This window comes from Bartonella sp. MF74HXZ (genome assembly GCF_042194445.1).
Classification (GTDB): Bacteria; Pseudomonadota; Alphaproteobacteria; order Rhizobiales; family Rhizobiaceae; genus Bartonella; species Bartonella grahamii.
In genome coordinates this window covers 38,698-54,111 of sequence record NZ_JBHIMW010000010.1, presented here as the reverse complement: position 1 = coordinate 54,111, position 15,414 = coordinate 38,698, and the positions used below count along the sequence as shown (strand labels likewise).

The window sequence follows — 15,414 nt, the reverse complement described above, 5'->3', positions numbered from 1 at the left end:
ACCAGCGTCTTTTAACTGCAACCATTACGGACCATGCCGGTAATGAAGCCGATACATTTGAAGCAGAGTTTGATGATAGTGGCAATGATTTAGAGGTTCCGCAAACGGGCAACGCTCTGCAGGTGATCTTTGGCTATGAGAACAGCATCAGTGCTTTTATGGGGCGTTTTGTTGTCAAATCGGTTGTGAGTTGTGGGGGCAGTGATGGAGAGATCTTACGCCTTTGCGGTAAAAGTGCTTCGATGCGCAAAGAACTCAAAGAACAGGCGAGTGAGCATTTTGATCACAAAACTGTTGGTGAGATTGTTGAGACACTGGCCAAACGCCATGGCTATCAAGCAAAGGTCAGTCCTCAGTTCACTCAACAAACTTTACCTTATGTGATTCGTACAGATCAATCGGCTGTTGATTTTTTAACCCGCCTTGCCGACCGCATGCAGGCACGTTTTTTGATCAAGGACAATAAGTTTTTATTTTTAAGCGGAGATAACTTACCAGCACTCGACATCCATAAGCATGACTGTTCCAGCTGGGAATTCACATTAGAGCCACGCACGCAATATGGCACCATTGAAGCTGCTTATTTTGATCGCTCACAAGGGCAGCAATGCCACATCAAGCATCAGACAGGGGTTAGCGGTCCCGTGCGGCGTTTACGGACTTGTTACACTTGTGAGGAGGAAGCACGAGCTGCTGCTGCTTCCGAGTCGGACAGGTTGTGTCGTGCTGTGGGCAGTGGTTCTTTGACCCTTGAGGGGCGACCCGAAATCATGGCGGATCAACCTCTGCTTCTTCAAGGGTTTCGTATGCAAATCAATGGTCCATGGAAAGCTTCCACTGTCACCCACTGCTATGAGAAACAAAGCGGATACACCACAGAAATTACACTCGAAGCACCGGACAAGGGAAACAAAACAAGAGAAAAGGAAAACTCTGAGTGACAAAAAATCAAAGGGTCGACTTGACCCTTTGATCGGTGTTGAAGAGTATTGAGACCAAAATCAAAAGTTCGCACTTTGGTGTGGAGGTAAGGAATAGGTGCAACTTGCACCAATTGCTAAAACGAGAAATAGGATCAAGTTGATCCAATTGCATGAGTACAGCAATAGGATAATGTTTACCCAATTCCTAAAAGGAGCAATGGTGCAAACATTGCACAATTGCAGACTGAAGAGCAATTTGGTCAAGTTGACCGAATTGCTTAAACGCTTTTTCTCTTTTTGATAGTATGCTTAGGATACAGAAAAATTATCAGTCAATTTGATTGATCATCTCAAATTGTGATTTTGAGCAGAAAAGAAAAAGAGGCTTTAAATGATCTTTGAAAGGTCTTTGAAGATCCTTTGAGAACCACTTTAAAACTCTTTGAGAAAAAATAAATTGGTACAAAACCTAGTGGCAAAATATACAAAACCCGCTGGCAAGCTACAGTGGCGGAGGGGGTGGGAACGTTATATTTATATATAATCAATAGGTTATATATAAGTTCGGGAATTTTGATTCCATTGATTCTTTTAACTTATTTTCATGTTTATCCCGAACTTTTTTGTAGCTTTTTGATCGCTTCTATTGCAAGTCGTTTTCTATCAGCTGTTTTGGTATAAAGGGATGCCATTTTATCTTCTGTCCAGCCAAAAAGCGCTTTCATTTGCGAAACTGTCGCACCAGCATTGGCTGCACGTGTTGCTGCTAATTTTCGTAATCCGTGCGCTGATTTTTTAATACCCGCCGCATTACAAGCTTTACGAAACAGATTACCAAAACTTTCTTTGGTCAGTTTTTTACCTTCTTTACCGCAAATAAATGTTTCATCACCTATGGGACCAATTTTAAGGGTTTCCTCTAGTTCTGGTAAAATAGGAAGAAAAACATCTGTTTTAAATTGGCTCTTTTCTGTTTTGAGATAAATGATATTATCTTTGACGTCTTTCCAGCCGATACGAACGGCATCACCACGACGCAAGCCTGTATAAAGAAGAACATCAATCCAGACGCGTTCATGTGTACCATGTGACCAACGGTGATAATATTTGTCTATGTCCTCTTCTAGCCATGGCAGTAATCCCTCACTGTTTAAAGATTTTGGTGCTTTTATATTAAAGGCAGGATTTCTATTTAAAAGGGCATTATCAACCGCCCAATTAAAGAGACCGTTTAAAGAGGTCAAAAAATGTTTTGCCGCCGCGGGGGTCTCTCGCCTTCTATCTACGGCTTCAAGAATGTGTTGTTTGTTTATGCTTTTATATGCACGATCACCGATATGTTTAGAAACATTATTCAGAATTCGATATTTAACTTTTTTAGTAGATTCTGATTGATTATGCCATTGCATGCTTTGTAAATACTGATGCAACAACCAATCGAAAGACCATTCTGTGAGTCTGGTATGCCTCTTTGTTTTGGAGGAGCCATTTTGCGCTTGTTTAATAGCCAGCGTATAATTGTCAACAAATTCTTGCGTTCCATAGGTTCCTTCAATCCGAAACCGTGGTCCATGACCAATACGTACATACCATATAACTTTACCATGGCGTGTACGTTCACGAACAAGATGCGGTGGACGGCGTTTTGGCATGGCTAAAACTTTATACCGTCGACAGAGGGGCAGCTTTTGCTGGTCTCGTAGTCTTCTTGTTCATTTTCAAGCGGTGGAAAATCGTCAATGCTATAAGTATTATCTGTCGTTGTTGGTGTTATGGTTTTATTGATATGAATTAATAATTCCCCTGTAGGTTTGATTTCTATGAGTTCACATCCTTGTTTTTTAGCTTCTCTTAAAGCACGAGCAATAGCTGGTTGCGTGATAGTAGGTGGGCGGTGTGGCATGTTTATTCCCCTTCATTTTAGATGTAATTCTCCCGTGGCGTGAATCACGCTGGTGTTAAAAGGCTGGTTGGTTGTTAAATTTTTATGTCTTGAGGAATTCTCGTGTTTCCGCGAATATTAGCTAATCCACGAATTTCGGCATTTCTAAAAATCTTGACTGCGTCATAAATGCGAGCACTATCATAAACTTTTGCATCTCCAAAAATCTCAACATTTCCATAATTAACATCATCCTCATACGTGAAATTGGAGCATGATATAATGACATCACCATAAACTTTAGCATTGTTATAAATGAGAGCAGGACCACAAATTATTGCGTTCCCATATACACGAGCATTGTCGTAAACCTTGGCACTATTCTTTATTCGTGCATTCTCAAAAACTGCTGCGTCACCATAAATACGTGCGTCATTGTAAACTTCTGCATCACCGCAAACATGAGATTTGTCGCGAACAACAGCATCACCAAAAACATGTGCACTACCAGAAACCTTGGCATTACCGTAAACAACAGCACGACTGTAAACTTGTGCATCAGAATAAACTGAAGCATTTCCACTAATACAAGCGCCATCAAATATCTTAGCATTATGAAAAATGGTAGCGCTTTCATACACCTTGGCATCATCATACACCCAGCAATTACCTTTATGACCTAAGTTATATTCCTTTTCAATAAAGCCACCAAGATCTCCTTTTTTGACATCATCAAAATCCCTTAAAGCACGAATACGGTGAAGAGTTTTGCCCCCAACTTCGATTGTTTCATCAGTAAGTTCGTATTTTTTTTCCATGGTTTATTGCCTCACGCCCGTTGTGATGATTTCATCATTGATGATCTCTGCGTTTCCATGAATAAATGCATAACCACAGATTTGGGCATTTCCCCCAACTTTTGCTCTGATGGAAATCAATGAACCGTCATAAATTTTAGCATTTCCATAAATTTTAGCTTTTCCACTAATAAATGCGCCACCGGAAACTTGTGCATTCTCGTAGATTTGTGCACTGGCAAAAACACGAGCATGTCCAAAAATCTGCGCATTGCCAAAAATATTAGTTTCTCCGGTAACAGATGCACTACCAAAAACACATGCATTTTCGTAAATATCAGCAATGTTATTAATATAAGCATCACCATAAACCTTGGCTTTGTCATAAATTCTTGCATGACCATCTACACGAGCGTTTCCATAAACATGTGCATCACCAAAAACCTTGGCATAACCATAGACTTTTGCATCATCACCTACCCAGCAATTGCCATCATGACTTAGATTGTCTTCTTTTTGTATAAAACCGCCTAGGTCGTCTGCTTTAACATCATCAAAATCCCTTAAAGCACGAATGCGGTGGAGAGTTTTGCCCCCAACTTCGATTGTTTCATCTGTCAGTTCATATTTTTTCATCTGGTCTTTTCTCCAGTTGATATGGCGTTATAGTCATCAACGTGTGCGCTACGATAAACTTCTGCATCACCGTAAACTTTTGCTTCTCCGTAAATTTCTGCCTTATCATAAACACGTGCTTCATCGTAAACGCGTGCATCATTGTAAACTTTTGCACGCCCATGAACATGTGCATTGCCAAAAACCAAGGCATCACCAAAAACCTTGGCATAACCATAAACCTCTGCATTATGGGAAACGCATGCATTACCGTAAACTTCTGCATGATCATAAATTTTAGCATCACCATAAATCCTTGCACTATCGCACACATGTCCGTCTTTAATTTTTGCATTGCCATAAACTTCTGCCTTATCGGAAACATATGCATAACCGTAAACATGTGCATTTTCTAAAACTTTTGCATAATCGTAAACGCGTGCACAACCGTAAACCTCTGCCTTATCGTAAACACGTGCTTCATCGAAAACGCGTGCACAATCGTAAACCTCTGCCCTGCCGTAAACGCATGCCTCACCGTAAACTTTTGCTTCTCCATAAATTTCTGCACGACCGTAAACGCGCGCTTCATCGAAAACGTGTGCGCTCTCGTAAACATGTGCATTATCGGAAACTTTTGCTTCATCGAAAACAAGTGCATTGCCATAAACACGGGCATCTCCAAAAACACAAGCCTTATACCAAATCCAACAATTGCCCTCATGGGATAAGTTGCCTTCATGCTCTATAAGACCGCCTAGGTCGTCTGCTTTAATACCACCAAAGTCTCGTAAGGCACGAATGCGGTGGAGAGTTTTGCCATCAACCTCAGTTGTTTCATCAGTAAGTTCATATTTCTTTTCCATGGTTTATTTCCTTGATTTGCGCACAATCCACCCGTAGCGTGAATCATGCATTACTTAAAAGTTGTTAGGAAAGGGCGGGGGTGCTGGGAGGAGAGAGCACCCCCATATGTTTAAGCAGCTTTTGCCAAAATCTTTTGCATCTCTTGTTCTATTTCCCCTAAAAAAATCTCGACCGCTTTATTGATCTCTTCAATGTGTTTCTCATCACGGAGGACGCGTTTGACTTTCATTCTCAAACCAGTAGATTTGCCTACAAAGTTTGGATTATAGCTAATGAAATCACACCATTTGCGTCCAGTGCATGCCATTTGAAATTGCATCTGTGCGATATATTCAGGTTTGATTTCGTCATACATAAAGAAGCGCAAATGCGTGGTTGATTGTGGACATTTGACTTCGATTAAACCGTCCTCTCCAATGAACCCATCAGGACTTGCACCAGCCATTTCCATTTTTGGGTGTGAAATAAAACCGCATCTTGTGACTTCTGCGTCATAAATGAATTCATATTCTCTTAAGGCATCTTCTTCATGCTCAATACCCCATTGCATAGCAGGTGTTGTATAAGATTGGCTTATTCCCTCTATTAAGCGTTCTGTCATGAGTTTCGTTTTGTAGTCTTCATATTTGCTTGTAGGCAAACCTTTTGCTGTCTTACTGAGTACGTTGTAAACGTTTGAAGCAGTGACTTTTCCTAGCCTTGCTTGAAACCATTCTGCTGTTCTTTGTTCCATCTCACACCGCCGTTTGTTGCTCTTGTGGTGGGAGCGATTGTAGAGCTTTTTCTTTTTGAAAATTTTTTCTTCTTTCCAAATGCCCCAAAACCAATTCTGCTTTTTCACAAGACATATCTGTTAGTTCTTCTGCTTCTGCATAAGAGAGAAGCTTATTTTTATCCGTTTCTGTTTGTTCGATTAATTCTTCGATTTTTATAATCATATCTTGAGAAACCATTTTTTTTGGAATGCTATGGTTTGCTTCATGGATACGTGCGGCTTCATCTTCTTCATAAATACCAGAAAATCCGAAAGCATAGCGAGCACATTGTATAGTGGCTTTGTGACGTAGCATGCGTGCTGGATATTTTTTCCATGCTTCACTTTTTTCTTGTTCGCATTCTTTGAGATATTCGGTGACTTCGATAGGATCCTTAATTCCTTTGAGACGAATAGCACATTTGATAGCAATGAGATTCCCATCCTTATCGAGTTGATCTTGAAAGGTCATGCCATCAAAGTTAGGATTTGATTTGATGATCTTTATCCAACCGTCGATAGAAACAACAGGGATCATGCCGCCGCCTTTTTTAGGAAATACATAAATTTCTTTAGTTAAAGGATTAAGTCCATAAGTATTGGCAACAAAAAGAAAAGTAATAAATTCCGCATCAGTGATGACACTAGCATTTTTATCTCCAATACAAGTTTTTATGATTGTGGTTTGAAATTCTTCAGCAGAAAATCCATATTTTCTTGCTATTTCTTTTAAAAGAGTGGAATTTTTCATCTTGATTTCCTCCTATTTGAGCGCAATTCTCCCGTGGCGTGAATCACGCATGTTTTAAAAAGTTGTTTGTGTGGTTAGAAACGGTTTATAGAGAGACTATAAGATTAGTCGTTCGTATTTTCTCATCTAGTTTGTTCTCTAGTTGAGATGAGGTCAGTATTATCAACATGCCCATAAGCACCTGCATCATTGACAATGTATATAGCATCGCAGTTACCAAAAACACGTACATCACCGTAAACTTCTGTATATCCATAAAAATGTATACCCTCGTAAACTTCTGCATTACCAAAAATCTGAGCATTATCAGAAATTTGTGCATCATCATAAACACGGGCACCTTCATAAACCCATGCATTATCACCAACCCAGCAATCCCCTTCGTGACTTAAATTGCCCTCATGCTCTATAAAACCCCCTAAATCGCCTTTCTCGACGTTTCCAAAGTCTCGTAAGGCGCGAATGCGGTGGAGAGTTCTGCCATTAACTTCGATTGTCTCATCAGTCAGTTCGTATTTCTTTTTTATCATAATAACCTCCTCTTAATGCATGGTTTGTCTTTTAAGCTCTTGAGACAGCACACCAATTCCTTTTGCTGTGATTTTTGCGCAAGGAATGACTTTTTCTATTCCACTTGCGGTTTGAAGTGTGATGGTTGGACAATCCATAAGTTTCTTTTGGATTTTGTCTTGATAAGGAAGCAAATTTCCACCTGCTGCTCGTCTGTAAACCCAACCTTTTTTCTGTAAGAAGAGAATGAACTGTTTTGGTTGCATCTCGAGTATTTTAGCGGCTTCTGTAAGACCAAAAAGCCCATTATGGCGCTGTAAGCTTTCAAGAGCCATTGCCTTTGGTGTTAAATCTTCAATGATGGTGTCTTTTTGATCTATTTGACCTTGTAGGTAATTCAAAAAGCCAATCATAGCCTTTGGACTTGAGTAGTCGATTTGTGGTGTTACTGCTTGCTTTTCCAATTCTTGCCAACGGTCTATAATCCTAGCACGTAATGTCATGCTGTAACCCGAAACTAAGATAAGGCATTCACGTTTAGGAAGGTTGTAACAGTTTTGGGTCTTACCCTGTTTATCTAAATAGGTGGATCCAAATTTGGATTGACCCCCTTCAGGATATAATTCTCCTAACATTTGTCGAATATCACGCATAATATGCGCATGTTGCTTACCGCATAACTCTGCAATTTCACGACTAGACATGGTTGGAACAGTTGTGTTTTGAAAATTGTTTTCAGGTATTGTAATAAAGTTTCGCATCATCACCCCCCTTAATTAAGAAAAACACAAGGTTTTATATAATATTCTGCCATAGTTTCTATGACGTTCTGCTTGAGCAATTTTCCTTGCTGCGTGAATTTTGAAATAATGATTATCGGTTTTATCTGTTTCTATTTCAGATTTTGGACAAATCTTCTGTCTGTTCCATTCTTGTTTTGTAAAAACAAAATCCATGCCTTCTTTTAGATCAAGCTTTTCAACACAATCATTAAACCAAGTGGAAAAATCTTGTTTCAAATGTAAGTACCTATGCATTACATGGGCATTGACCATTTGGACATAACCGATTTTGTTGTCTACCTCGTTTTCAGGCGTGAGATATCCTTCACTATGAATATGAGTATCATGTGTGGTCATAAGTTTACTCTAATCAATTATTGATGGGAAAAGGGGAGGCGCTTTTAAAAGCGCCCTTTAGAATTTTTAAAGCACATCACAAGGACGCAAACGGTGTTGTTGTTCGTAAGTACCGTAAATCTCATCATTATATTTTTCGTCTGCGATCTCGTCTAAAAGTCTATTGTAAACATCACTTTCTTGTATAAAGTAATGAACCTCACTATCTTCATCGAGACGTTCGATATTTTCTTTTACATATGCTTCTGCGATCTCTTCAGAAATGTCTTCACAGTTCTTTTCAGAAGGATTGATGCGAAAGATTTGGATTGCATCATCTGCCTCGTCAATAATTTTTAGAACTTGGCTTTCATCCAGTGGTCCCGACCGACCAATGTTTTGATCATCATTATAGACAACTAATAAAATTTCATCAGAATTTATAAGAATTGGATTTTCCATAATTTCTCCTCCCTAACGCCTCTTGGCAATTGTTTGTGCGTGGTTTATGGAATATATATAATACGCATAATGCATACTTGTCAACAATAAAATATGCGTTATGTGTATTTTATTTTTAAAGGTATAAAAATTTTGTAAGAAGATTTTTTCTAAATGACGATTCTCATGAAAGGGGAAGGTGAATGGTTATGAAAATAATAAAAAGTGATATAGAATTAGATAACAAAATAATGCATCTGGTTTCTACATTTAGTAATGAAAGAAAAAAAGCTTTTATTTTTTTTCTTCTGCATGCAGGCGATTTAAAAGGTGAAGAATTGTTTCTTTATCTGGTTGAGTTGTTTTTTGCAGTAGATTAATAATTTGCTCATCAACAGTTTGTTTTGTGGCAGGAATTGGAAAGGAGGGGCCTTCTCCCTCTCCAGTTAATAACCATCCTTCACTAATTCTAAATGCTTTTGCATATTTCGCAGATGCCCGTGATATTCCTCTTAATCCTTGTTCGTGCTGTATATAGCTAGAGTAGTTCCAGCCAAAATATCTAGCTGCTTCTTTAGCACTTCTAAAACCACGCGCTAAACGCGCTTTTATTAATCTAGCAGATTGGTCTATCGTGTTACTAAGCATTTTTATCTCCTTAATATATTCATATTGCATATAATTGGTATGCATTTCGACTTGACTTTTAAGTACTCATAATGCATATTATTTTTTATGGGAAAAATAGCAGTAAAACAGTTACGTAAAAATCTGAATTTAACTCTGAAAGAAATGGCAGCACGGTTAGGCGTCAACAAGTCAACAGTATGGCGTTGGGAAAAATATGGTGTTCCTTCAAGAGGAGCCGTTGCATATCTTCTCGAAGCGTTATGGAATGAACAATCTCCTCCAACGCCTTCTTTTGTCAAGGGTTCCACTGTTTGCATGAAGCCATGTGAACAAAATGAAATGACGAAGCTTCAATATGAAGAAAGAAAATAAAAATGGACAATTTCGCAACGATTATTGTGCTTTTTACGACCAATGTAATCACGATTTTTTGTTTTTATGTCTCTCATAAAAAAATGCAAAGCTCTACAAAGGTGTTGCAAAGACCATATTACACTTTTCACATTTTGAAAGATTCAATAAAAGAAATGGATTTTCCAGACGGCAGCAAAATTATTTTTTATGATTCTGATTGGAATTTTTCTCTTGATGCAAATGATAATTTGATAGTTCAAAGTACTTTAGGACCTTCATTGTCTATCAGGGCATATAGTGACGCATATGGTTTTAAAAAGTATCTTATAGATAGTTTACAGAAATACACACGATCTGCGCATTTAGTTAGTGCAGCGAGATGAAGCATGCAGTGTATTTTTGAATTGAGTGAGTTCATTTTTTTAAACTTATGACTACGCGCTCTGTCACAGCGCACGCATAAATACGCAACAGCCTTAAGGGGGGATTATGATCACTAATTTATATTTAATGAAAGAAGGGGATGCGCATGTCTAATGGTATGCCATGGATAAGATTCCATTTGTATGACTGGATAAGTGGTACAAATGGAATGACATCTGAACAACGGGGGGTTTATATAACCCTTCTCGTTTACATGTATGAAAAAAAAGAACCACTTAAAACAGATTTTCAAACGCTTGCACGTGTTTGCAATTGTTCACAAAAAAAGTTTGCGACTATTGTCGAATATTTAACGAATAATAACAAACTTCTCCAAACAGATAAAGGGTTGTGGAATACGCGCGTTGAAGAAGAGCTAAAAGATTTTTCTGATAAAAAAGAGCACATATCGCAAGTTCGTAGTGAGGCTGGTAAAAAAGGTGCACAAGCAAAAAACAATACAAAACAACATGTTAATAATTTTGCTGAAGCAAATGATAAGCAAAACGTTTTTTTTGCTGAAGCAAACGCTAAGCAAAATCAAGCTATAAAGAACCAGAATAAGAATATATATAAAAAAACTAAAACTATCGTTTTAGCAAAAAAAGAAATTGGTTCTGAAAGTTTAGAAACAAACGAACAGGTTGACGAGCCAACAGAGGTTGCTGCTGTTGAGACCACATCAGAGCAAATCGCAACCTCATCAGACAACCAACCTCCCATTCACGAGCAAGAGAACGTTCCCAAAAAAGCTAAACGAGCGCAAGCTAATCGCGGTTGTCGATTGCCTGCGGATTTTGAACCCGATTACGATTTTGCCATTGCAGAGGGCTTGCCTCCAGAGCGCGTCAAAGTCGAAATCGCAAAATTTAGAGATTATTGGAATGCCAAGGCAGGTAAGGACGCATGCAAAACGGATTGGCAAGCAACATGGCGCAACTGGGTACGCAGGGCTATCGAGGGTTTAGAAAAAACGAAAAACACGAACAACAATGGTGGAAACAATGGAAATTACACTCAAAAGCAAAAAAGCATTGGGGAGCGTATCGCAGACAGTCTCCTTGATATCGGAAATCGAGGGTATTTTGAAACACATTCATGCGATGATACCTCCGAGCGGTCCGTTTGTTTTGAAGGATGGCAGCCAATTAACGAAACAGCAGGAATCGATTGCTTTAGAGGCTGGTGATCAATTGCAAGAGCTCTTCGCAGTGAAAGCAGGTAAAGAGGATATAGCAAAAGCAATTCGCATGCTGTCGTGTGGTTTGAAAATAGCACAACAATCAGACCATGAGGGAATGGCGTTGACCTATGGAATGGTTTTGGAAAATGTCTCTGCATGGTCACTGATGACAGTGGTCAAACGGATTTTATGTGATGAAATAAATTGTTTATCCGATACGTTTTTTCCGAGCACACGAGAACTTGTCAGGTTGTGTCGAGATTTAGAAAACAGTCTTTTGAGAAAAGCCAATTTTGTACGCAATGCTGTTTTGAGATTCCGTGAAAAGGAGTTGAAAGAACAAGCAGAGAAAGAGCATTCAACGCCTATAACGCTTGTTCACAAGCAAGAGCTTGAAGAAACTTTAAATGGCATTGGTGGGATAATGAAACGCTTTGGTCCGCAGCAAACTAGTGAAAAGTGCTGATGATTTTACGATTAGGCATGTGTTTAAATCGATAAAAAGATACCGTAGGAAATAAATATGTTTACAGATAAGCAGCTAAGAGCCTTGTGTGGCATTATAACTTTTATATTTTTATGTTTTTTAGGAATAAAAAAAAATCCCTACTTTATTCAAAGTATTTTGATATTTGCATCTGTTTCTTTGGTAATAGTCACAACGGTTTTTGCAATTTTATGCAATTCCAATACTCCTTCTGAGTTGCAAAACAACCCAAAATACAAATGCGGAAATACAACAGGTTGGGTGAAACTAACACGTGATTTACAACAATATATGCACCGACTTTTAAAGCTAATAAGTGTAGCGCTTGTCGTTTTAATTTTCCCAAGTAGTTATAAAGAAACGGTCTCTTTACCTATTATTTCTAAGTACGTGGAGTACAAGCTTTCTTTTTCATTGGATACTATACTTTGGTACTCAGATATTGCTCTTTGGTATTCCTTTTTAGTTTGTGTATTGTTTCTTATGTTACATACACGCAGTTTAATAAATATATCTATTTACACACTACAGTGCTCAGTTAAAAAGCCATAGTAAAATTTCCGAACGTTTATAGATAAAATCAACAAGAGCATAAAAAACTATCGTGGGCTGCTTGATTTTAAAGATGCCCTACTTGCTCTAAAGGTGAAATATGTGGGATTGGGCTGTTATGCCGAGCTTGCCACAAATCATGCTTTTGTTGCAATTTAAGCCAGAATTCCGCATCATTTAAACCCGCTTTTTCTAACCGTAAAGCTAAATTAATGCTAATCGCTGCATGGCAGTTTAAGACGCGGGATAAAGTTAAACGTGCAACGCCAAGACGATTTGCAGCTTCTGTTACTGTTAACCCTAATTCATCAAGCAATTCTTCTTTCAAAATGCCGCCAGGGTGTGGAGGATTGTACATCATAATAACACCTCAAAACTCAATGGTAATCTTGATAATCAACCAGTTCAACGTCTGTCCCAATGAAACGAAAGGTAACACGCCAATTTCCATTGACACGCATTGACCAGTAACCTTTTAAATCGCCCGTAAGCGCATGTAGACGATACGATTTAAGAGTAACTTGTTCAGGCGCGGATATTGTATCTAAAATTACTAAAATGTTTGCTAATTTTTTAGCATGCGCGGGTTGTATGCCTTTGCAGACTCCTCTTTCAAAGAATAATTTCAACCCTTTATGCTTAAAACTAACGATTGCCATATATACCCTCTTGATACTTGATACTATACACCATGCATTTATGTCAATTGATTATTTATCAAAGAGCGCTTTAAAACATAATTTTATATGTTAAAAAACAATAATATCCTTTTGAAATAATTGAAAAAATATGCAAATCATGCTAGGATTTTGTATGTATTAAAATACAAGTTTAAGGTAAAAAAACATGCTAAATAAAGTGATGTTAATCGGGCGTTTAGGTGCTGATCCCGAAAGCAAAACAATGAATTCTGGAACAGAAGTAGTCAATTTTAGTATAGCAACTTCTGAAAGCTATACGGATAAAAAAACCAATCAAAAAGTAGAGAAAACAGAATGGCATTCAGTTGTGATTTTTAATCCACATTTGGCAAAAATTGCACTTCAATATCTAAACAAAGGTTCAAAAGTTTACGTAGAAGGAAAATTACAGACACGCAAATGGCAAGATAAAAATGGGCATGACCGTTACACAACAGAGATTATTTTACCGCAATTCAAAGGCGAGTTGTATTTGCTTGATACAAAGAAAGAGCAATCTGCCCCTTCATCTATTACTTCTCAAAATTATGCTATCGCTTCAGGTGCTGCTGATCATAGTACCTCTCTTAATGACAGCATACCATTTTGATTGATAAAATATAACAAAGAGAAACATGTGGGCTCCCACAGATTAGGGGATGTATGAAAAAGAAAGATGCTTACATTTCACAAGTGAAAGTACGTCAAGATCCTGTTAATCAATTGGCAATTGAAATGCGTGCTAAACGCTTTGGTTTGACGATTGAAGAGGCTAAAAATCCGCTTGCTGGTACTTATGTTGGGCGGCTTTGTTTGCAAGGTGTGCTTACTCAAGACCAGTATGATGCTGCGCAAAAATATCTTGAAGTAAAAAATGACTATTTGTGTGCAAAAGGTTTACCAAGCGCTGTTTATGATGAAATACCATCATCTTCTGATGACAAAGCAAGAGAAAAATGGGTTGAATTTGCAACAGAACAGTTTTCTAATATGCAAGAGGCGATAAAAGAAACACAACATCTCTATAGACAGTATAATCTTTATGCAGCAATACAATATATTGTTATAGAAGACCAAACATTACCACATCTTGTGAATTCATTGCGGGTCGCTCTTAACGCGCTTCATAAATATTTTGACAGAAAAACTAAATGGTAAATGTTGTATGTTGTTTCTTTCGCTATGACGCGAAACGTTTTTCTGTACAATTCGTTATATTTGTATTACAGTGAATACAAATATGAGGATTGTGTTATGACGATATCTATTCGATTGCCAAGTGATCTCGAAACACGTTTGAATAATTTAGCTGCTAAGACAGGACGTACAAAGTCTTTTTATTTGCGTGAGATTATTGAACGTGGAATAGAGGAAGCAGAGGATTATTATTTAGCTTCACAAGTAAGAGAGCGCGTTCGAAGGGGAGAGGGTACTTTTTATAGCTCTGAAGAGGTGAGGAAAGAGCTTGGCTTGGACGATTAGGTGTTAGAAAACTGAAGCAAAGGCTGGACAGATATTTTCACAAAAGCTTGTCGCTGTGTTGATTTAAAAGTAATCATCTGAGTAATTTAAATGTTTGAGTTTCTTTTTTAATTCGTCCCGTTCTTCAATCGCCTCATCTCGTTCCCTAACAGCATTGTCACGGTCTTTTAGCACTGAATTATAGGAATTAACTAGATTATTATGAGTATCGCAAAAACTTTTAAATCCTTTTGATGCTAAAAACTCATACAGACCAACAAGGAAGATTGTTATTACTAACAAAATTGTTGTTGGGACTCCGAAAAAATGAAGTATAGCGATTCCTATTACTAGGCAAATTGTGATTTCGATCTCTACATACAAAAGAAACAAAAACAGCATGATTGGTATTGTAATTACAAGTACTATTATTCCCACATCTAAGGACTCGTAGAGAAGGATTCCTGTAGATATTATAGCTATAGATATCAGTACGTGCGTGAAATCACTACTATCATAACAATAATTATCACCTATTTCCCAGTAGGGCGTCGAAAATCTATATCTAAAGATTGACCAGAAAATAGAAATAATCGATATTGCTGTCAAAACTCGAAGAGATAGAGAACCTGATATAAATAGTATATTAATTATTTCTACTATTGCACCCAAATATATTGATATTGGTTCCATAGTTTCTCCCCCGCTTTTTATTAGTTTCTAGTCATATAATTGATTCGTTTAGAAGATACAATTGTGAGTGGTTGGTTGTTAACGACACTAGATTTAGGTGAAAAAAATAAAAAACACACAATATCGTGATTTTTTTGTTGACAGGATATGAAAAATAGTGTTTTATGGCGTTGCTGTACTAGTCGAATTGCGTCTAGAATTACGGTAAAGGTATAACCTTTCTTATAAGTTTATCTGATTATTCAGAGCCCTGCTTTTGCGGGGTTTTTTTATTGTCTTGTTTACAAAAAGAA

At 37.8% G+C, this 15,414-nt stretch carries 23 protein-coding genes; 8 read left to right on the top strand and 15 right to left on the bottom strand.

The annotated features are described in order from the left end of the window. Window positions 1–941: phage late control D family protein (locus ACFIJ8_RS08255; RefSeq protein ID WP_375639362.1), on the top strand; the 941-nt coding region annotated here is incomplete at its 5' end. Window positions 942–1,531: 590 nt separating this feature from the next. On the opposite strand, the gene ACFIJ8_RS08250 is transcribed toward ACFIJ8_RS08255, so the two are convergent. The 12 genes from ACFIJ8_RS08250 to ACFIJ8_RS08195 form a co-directional block, all read right to left on the bottom strand. After that, window positions 1,532–2,575 (bottom strand): tyrosine-type recombinase/integrase, encoded by a 1,044-nt coding sequence (locus ACFIJ8_RS08250; protein ID WP_375629921.1) that lies wholly within the window; start codon window positions 2,573–2,575, stop codon window positions 1,532–1,534. Between the two features lie 2 nt (window positions 2,576–2,577). After that, window positions 2,578–2,826 carry a hypothetical protein gene (locus tag ACFIJ8_RS08245; RefSeq protein ID WP_015857131.1) on the bottom strand — a complete coding sequence of 83 codons (249 nt, stop codon included), beginning with the start codon at window positions 2,824–2,826 and terminating at the stop codon, window positions 2,578–2,580. A gap of 74 nt (window positions 2,827–2,900) precedes the next feature. Continuing rightward, window positions 2,901–3,623 carry a hypothetical protein gene (locus ACFIJ8_RS08240; protein ID WP_375639361.1) on the bottom strand — a complete coding sequence of 241 codons (723 nt, stop codon included), beginning with the start codon at window positions 3,621–3,623 and terminating at the stop codon, window positions 2,901–2,903. 3 nt (window positions 3,624–3,626) lie between these two features. Then, complete coding sequence (locus ACFIJ8_RS08235) at window positions 3,627–4,238, bottom strand: hypothetical protein (RefSeq protein ID WP_375639360.1); 612 nt, start codon at window positions 4,236–4,238, stop codon at window positions 3,627–3,629. Further along, a complete protein-coding gene (locus ACFIJ8_RS08230) occupies window positions 4,235–5,083 on the bottom strand; it encodes a hypothetical protein (protein WP_375629912.1) in 849 nt (282 codons plus the stop codon). Before ACFIJ8_RS08230 ends, ACFIJ8_RS08235 begins: the two co-directional genes overlap by 4 nt. Before the next feature lie 110 nt (window positions 5,084–5,193). Beyond that, window positions 5,194–5,817 carry a lambda exonuclease family protein gene (locus ACFIJ8_RS08225; protein WP_375639359.1) on the bottom strand — a complete coding sequence of 208 codons (624 nt, stop codon included), beginning with the start codon at window positions 5,815–5,817 and terminating at the stop codon, window positions 5,194–5,196. Window position 5,818: 1 nt separating this feature from the next. Continuing rightward, window positions 5,819–6,589, bottom strand: a complete 771-nt coding sequence (gene bet / locus ACFIJ8_RS08220; protein WP_375639358.1) for a phage recombination protein Bet — start codon at window positions 6,587–6,589, stop codon at window positions 5,819–5,821. A 122-nt stretch (window positions 6,590–6,711) separates the two neighbouring features. Then, window positions 6,712–7,119 carry a hypothetical protein gene (locus ACFIJ8_RS08215; protein ID WP_375629903.1) on the bottom strand — a complete coding sequence of 136 codons (408 nt, stop codon included), beginning with the start codon at window positions 7,117–7,119 and terminating at the stop codon, window positions 6,712–6,714. Between the two features lie 12 nt (window positions 7,120–7,131). Then, window positions 7,132–7,860, bottom strand: coding sequence for a Rha family transcriptional regulator (locus ACFIJ8_RS08210; RefSeq protein WP_375639365.1), 729 nt, complete (start codon window positions 7,858–7,860; stop codon window positions 7,132–7,134). A gap of 15 nt (window positions 7,861–7,875) precedes the next feature. Then, complete coding sequence (locus tag ACFIJ8_RS08205; RefSeq protein WP_375639357.1) at window positions 7,876–8,238, bottom strand: antA/AntB antirepressor family protein; 363 nt, start codon at window positions 8,236–8,238, stop codon at window positions 7,876–7,878. 66 nt (window positions 8,239–8,304) lie between these two features. Beyond that, the gene (locus ACFIJ8_RS08200) at window positions 8,305–8,679 is read right to left on the bottom strand and encodes a hypothetical protein (protein ID WP_375639356.1); all 375 of its coding nucleotides are present in this window, start codon (window positions 8,677–8,679) and stop codon (window positions 8,305–8,307) included. 273 nt (window positions 8,680–8,952) lie between these two features. Next, window positions 8,953–9,306 carry a helix-turn-helix domain-containing protein gene (locus ACFIJ8_RS08195; RefSeq protein WP_004859838.1) on the bottom strand — a complete coding sequence of 118 codons (354 nt, stop codon included), beginning with the start codon at window positions 9,304–9,306 and terminating at the stop codon, window positions 8,953–8,955. A gap of 87 nt (window positions 9,307–9,393) precedes the next feature. Here ACFIJ8_RS08195 and ACFIJ8_RS08190 point away from each other — a divergent pair, with 87 nt between their 5' ends. From ACFIJ8_RS08190 to ACFIJ8_RS08175, 4 genes are all read left to right on the top strand, one after another. Further along, window positions 9,394–9,660 (top strand): helix-turn-helix domain-containing protein, encoded by a 267-nt coding sequence (locus ACFIJ8_RS08190; protein ID WP_375637121.1) that lies wholly within the window; start codon window positions 9,394–9,396, stop codon window positions 9,658–9,660. A gap of 511 nt (window positions 9,661–10,171) precedes the next feature. Further along, complete coding sequence (locus tag ACFIJ8_RS08185; protein ID WP_375639355.1) at window positions 10,172–11,254, top strand: DUF1376 domain-containing protein; 1,083 nt, start codon at window positions 10,172–10,174, stop codon at window positions 11,252–11,254. Further along, on the top strand, window positions 11,196–11,714 hold the full coding sequence (locus tag ACFIJ8_RS08180) for a hypothetical protein (protein ID WP_375613834.1): 519 nt from the start codon (window positions 11,196–11,198) through the stop codon (window positions 11,712–11,714). The genes ACFIJ8_RS08185 and ACFIJ8_RS08180 overlap by 59 nt, the downstream gene beginning before the upstream one ends. Before the next feature lie 57 nt (window positions 11,715–11,771). Beyond that, window positions 11,772–12,287, top strand: a complete 516-nt coding sequence (locus ACFIJ8_RS08175; RefSeq protein WP_375639354.1) for a hypothetical protein — start codon at window positions 11,772–11,774, stop codon at window positions 12,285–12,287. Window positions 12,288–12,354: 67 nt separating this feature from the next. Here ACFIJ8_RS08175 and ACFIJ8_RS08170 read toward each other — a convergent pair whose 3' ends face one another. Together ACFIJ8_RS08170 and ACFIJ8_RS08165 are read right to left on the bottom strand one after the other, a co-directional pair. Further along, window positions 12,355–12,648 (bottom strand): HigA family addiction module antitoxin, encoded by a 294-nt coding sequence (locus ACFIJ8_RS08170; RefSeq protein WP_004856691.1) that lies wholly within the window; start codon window positions 12,646–12,648, stop codon window positions 12,355–12,357. Window positions 12,649–12,664: 16 nt separating this feature from the next. Next, a complete protein-coding gene (locus ACFIJ8_RS08165) occupies window positions 12,665–12,946 on the bottom strand; it encodes a type II toxin-antitoxin system RelE/ParE family toxin (RefSeq protein WP_252619286.1) in 282 nt (93 codons plus the stop codon). Between the two features lie 187 nt (window positions 12,947–13,133). Between ACFIJ8_RS08165 and ssb the strand changes: the two genes are divergently transcribed. From ssb to ACFIJ8_RS08150, 3 genes are all read left to right on the top strand, one after another. Continuing rightward, window positions 13,134–13,577, top strand: a complete 444-nt coding sequence (gene ssb, locus ACFIJ8_RS08160) for a single-stranded DNA-binding protein (protein ID WP_375639353.1) — start codon at window positions 13,134–13,136, stop codon at window positions 13,575–13,577. 53 nt (window positions 13,578–13,630) lie between these two features. Further along, complete coding sequence (locus tag ACFIJ8_RS08155; RefSeq protein WP_375639352.1) at window positions 13,631–14,125, top strand: hypothetical protein; 495 nt, start codon at window positions 13,631–13,633, stop codon at window positions 14,123–14,125. Between the two features lie 96 nt (window positions 14,126–14,221). Then, the gene (locus ACFIJ8_RS08150) at window positions 14,222–14,449 is read left to right on the top strand and encodes a DUF6290 family protein (protein WP_007346764.1); all 228 of its coding nucleotides are present in this window, start codon (window positions 14,222–14,224) and stop codon (window positions 14,447–14,449) included. Window positions 14,450–14,512: 63 nt separating this feature from the next. Here the strand turns inward: ACFIJ8_RS08150 and ACFIJ8_RS08145 are convergent, their stop codons facing one another. Then, window positions 14,513–15,121: a hypothetical protein gene (locus tag ACFIJ8_RS08145; protein ID WP_375639351.1), complete on the bottom strand. Its 609-nt coding sequence runs from the start codon at window positions 15,119–15,121 to the stop codon at window positions 14,513–14,515. Between the last annotated feature and the right edge of the window lie 293 nt (window positions 15,122–15,414).

Coding starts and splice junctions, on each gene's coding strand:
- ACFIJ8_RS08250 (WP_375629921.1), bottom strand. CDS start 2,575: ATGCCAAAACGCCGTCCACCGCATCTTGTTCGTGAACGTACACGCCAT.
- ACFIJ8_RS08245 (WP_015857131.1), bottom strand. CDS start 2,826: ATGCCACACCGCCCACCTACTATCACGCAACCAGCTATTGCTCGTGCT.
- ACFIJ8_RS08240 (WP_375639361.1), bottom strand. CDS start 3,623: ATGGAAAAAAAATACGAACTTACTGATGAAACAATCGAAGTTGGGGGC.
- ACFIJ8_RS08235 (WP_375639360.1), bottom strand. CDS start 4,238: ATGAAAAAATATGAACTGACAGATGAAACAATCGAAGTTGGGGGCAAA.
- ACFIJ8_RS08230 (WP_375629912.1), bottom strand. CDS start 5,083: ATGGAAAAGAAATATGAACTTACTGATGAAACAACTGAGGTTGATGGC.
- ACFIJ8_RS08225 (WP_375639359.1), bottom strand. CDS start 5,817: ATGGAACAAAGAACAGCAGAATGGTTTCAAGCAAGGCTAGGAAAAGTC.
- bet (WP_375639358.1), bottom strand. CDS start 6,589: ATGAAAAATTCCACTCTTTTAAAAGAAATAGCAAGAAAATATGGATTT.
- ACFIJ8_RS08215 (WP_375629903.1), bottom strand. CDS start 7,119: ATGATAAAAAAGAAATACGAACTGACTGATGAGACAATCGAAGTTAAT.
- ACFIJ8_RS08210 (WP_375639365.1), bottom strand. CDS start 7,860: ATGCGAAACTTTATTACAATACCTGAAAACAATTTTCAAAACACAACT.
- ACFIJ8_RS08205 (WP_375639357.1), bottom strand. CDS start 8,238: ATGACCACACATGATACTCATATTCATAGTGAAGGATATCTCACGCCT.
- ACFIJ8_RS08200 (WP_375639356.1), bottom strand. CDS start 8,679: ATGGAAAATCCAATTCTTATAAATTCTGATGAAATTTTATTAGTTGTC.
- ACFIJ8_RS08195 (WP_004859838.1), bottom strand. CDS start 9,306: ATGCTTAGTAACACGATAGACCAATCTGCTAGATTAATAAAAGCGCGT.
- ACFIJ8_RS08190 (WP_375637121.1), top strand. CDS start 9,394: ATGGGAAAAATAGCAGTAAAACAGTTACGTAAAAATCTGAATTTAACT.
- ACFIJ8_RS08185 (WP_375639355.1), top strand. CDS start 10,172: ATGTCTAATGGTATGCCATGGATAAGATTCCATTTGTATGACTGGATA.
- ACFIJ8_RS08175 (WP_375639354.1), top strand. CDS start 11,772: ATGTTTACAGATAAGCAGCTAAGAGCCTTGTGTGGCATTATAACTTTT.
- ACFIJ8_RS08170 (WP_004856691.1), bottom strand. CDS start 12,648: ATGATGTACAATCCTCCACACCCTGGCGGCATTTTGAAAGAAGAATTG.
- ACFIJ8_RS08165 (WP_252619286.1), bottom strand. CDS start 12,946: ATGGCAATCGTTAGTTTTAAGCATAAAGGGTTGAAATTATTCTTTGAA.
- ssb (WP_375639353.1), top strand. CDS start 13,134: ATGCTAAATAAAGTGATGTTAATCGGGCGTTTAGGTGCTGATCCCGAA.
- ACFIJ8_RS08155 (WP_375639352.1), top strand. CDS start 13,631: ATGAAAAAGAAAGATGCTTACATTTCACAAGTGAAAGTACGTCAAGAT.
- ACFIJ8_RS08150 (WP_007346764.1), top strand. CDS start 14,222: ATGACGATATCTATTCGATTGCCAAGTGATCTCGAAACACGTTTGAAT.
- ACFIJ8_RS08145 (WP_375639351.1), bottom strand. CDS start 15,121: ATGGAACCAATATCAATATATTTGGGTGCAATAGTAGAAATAATTAAT.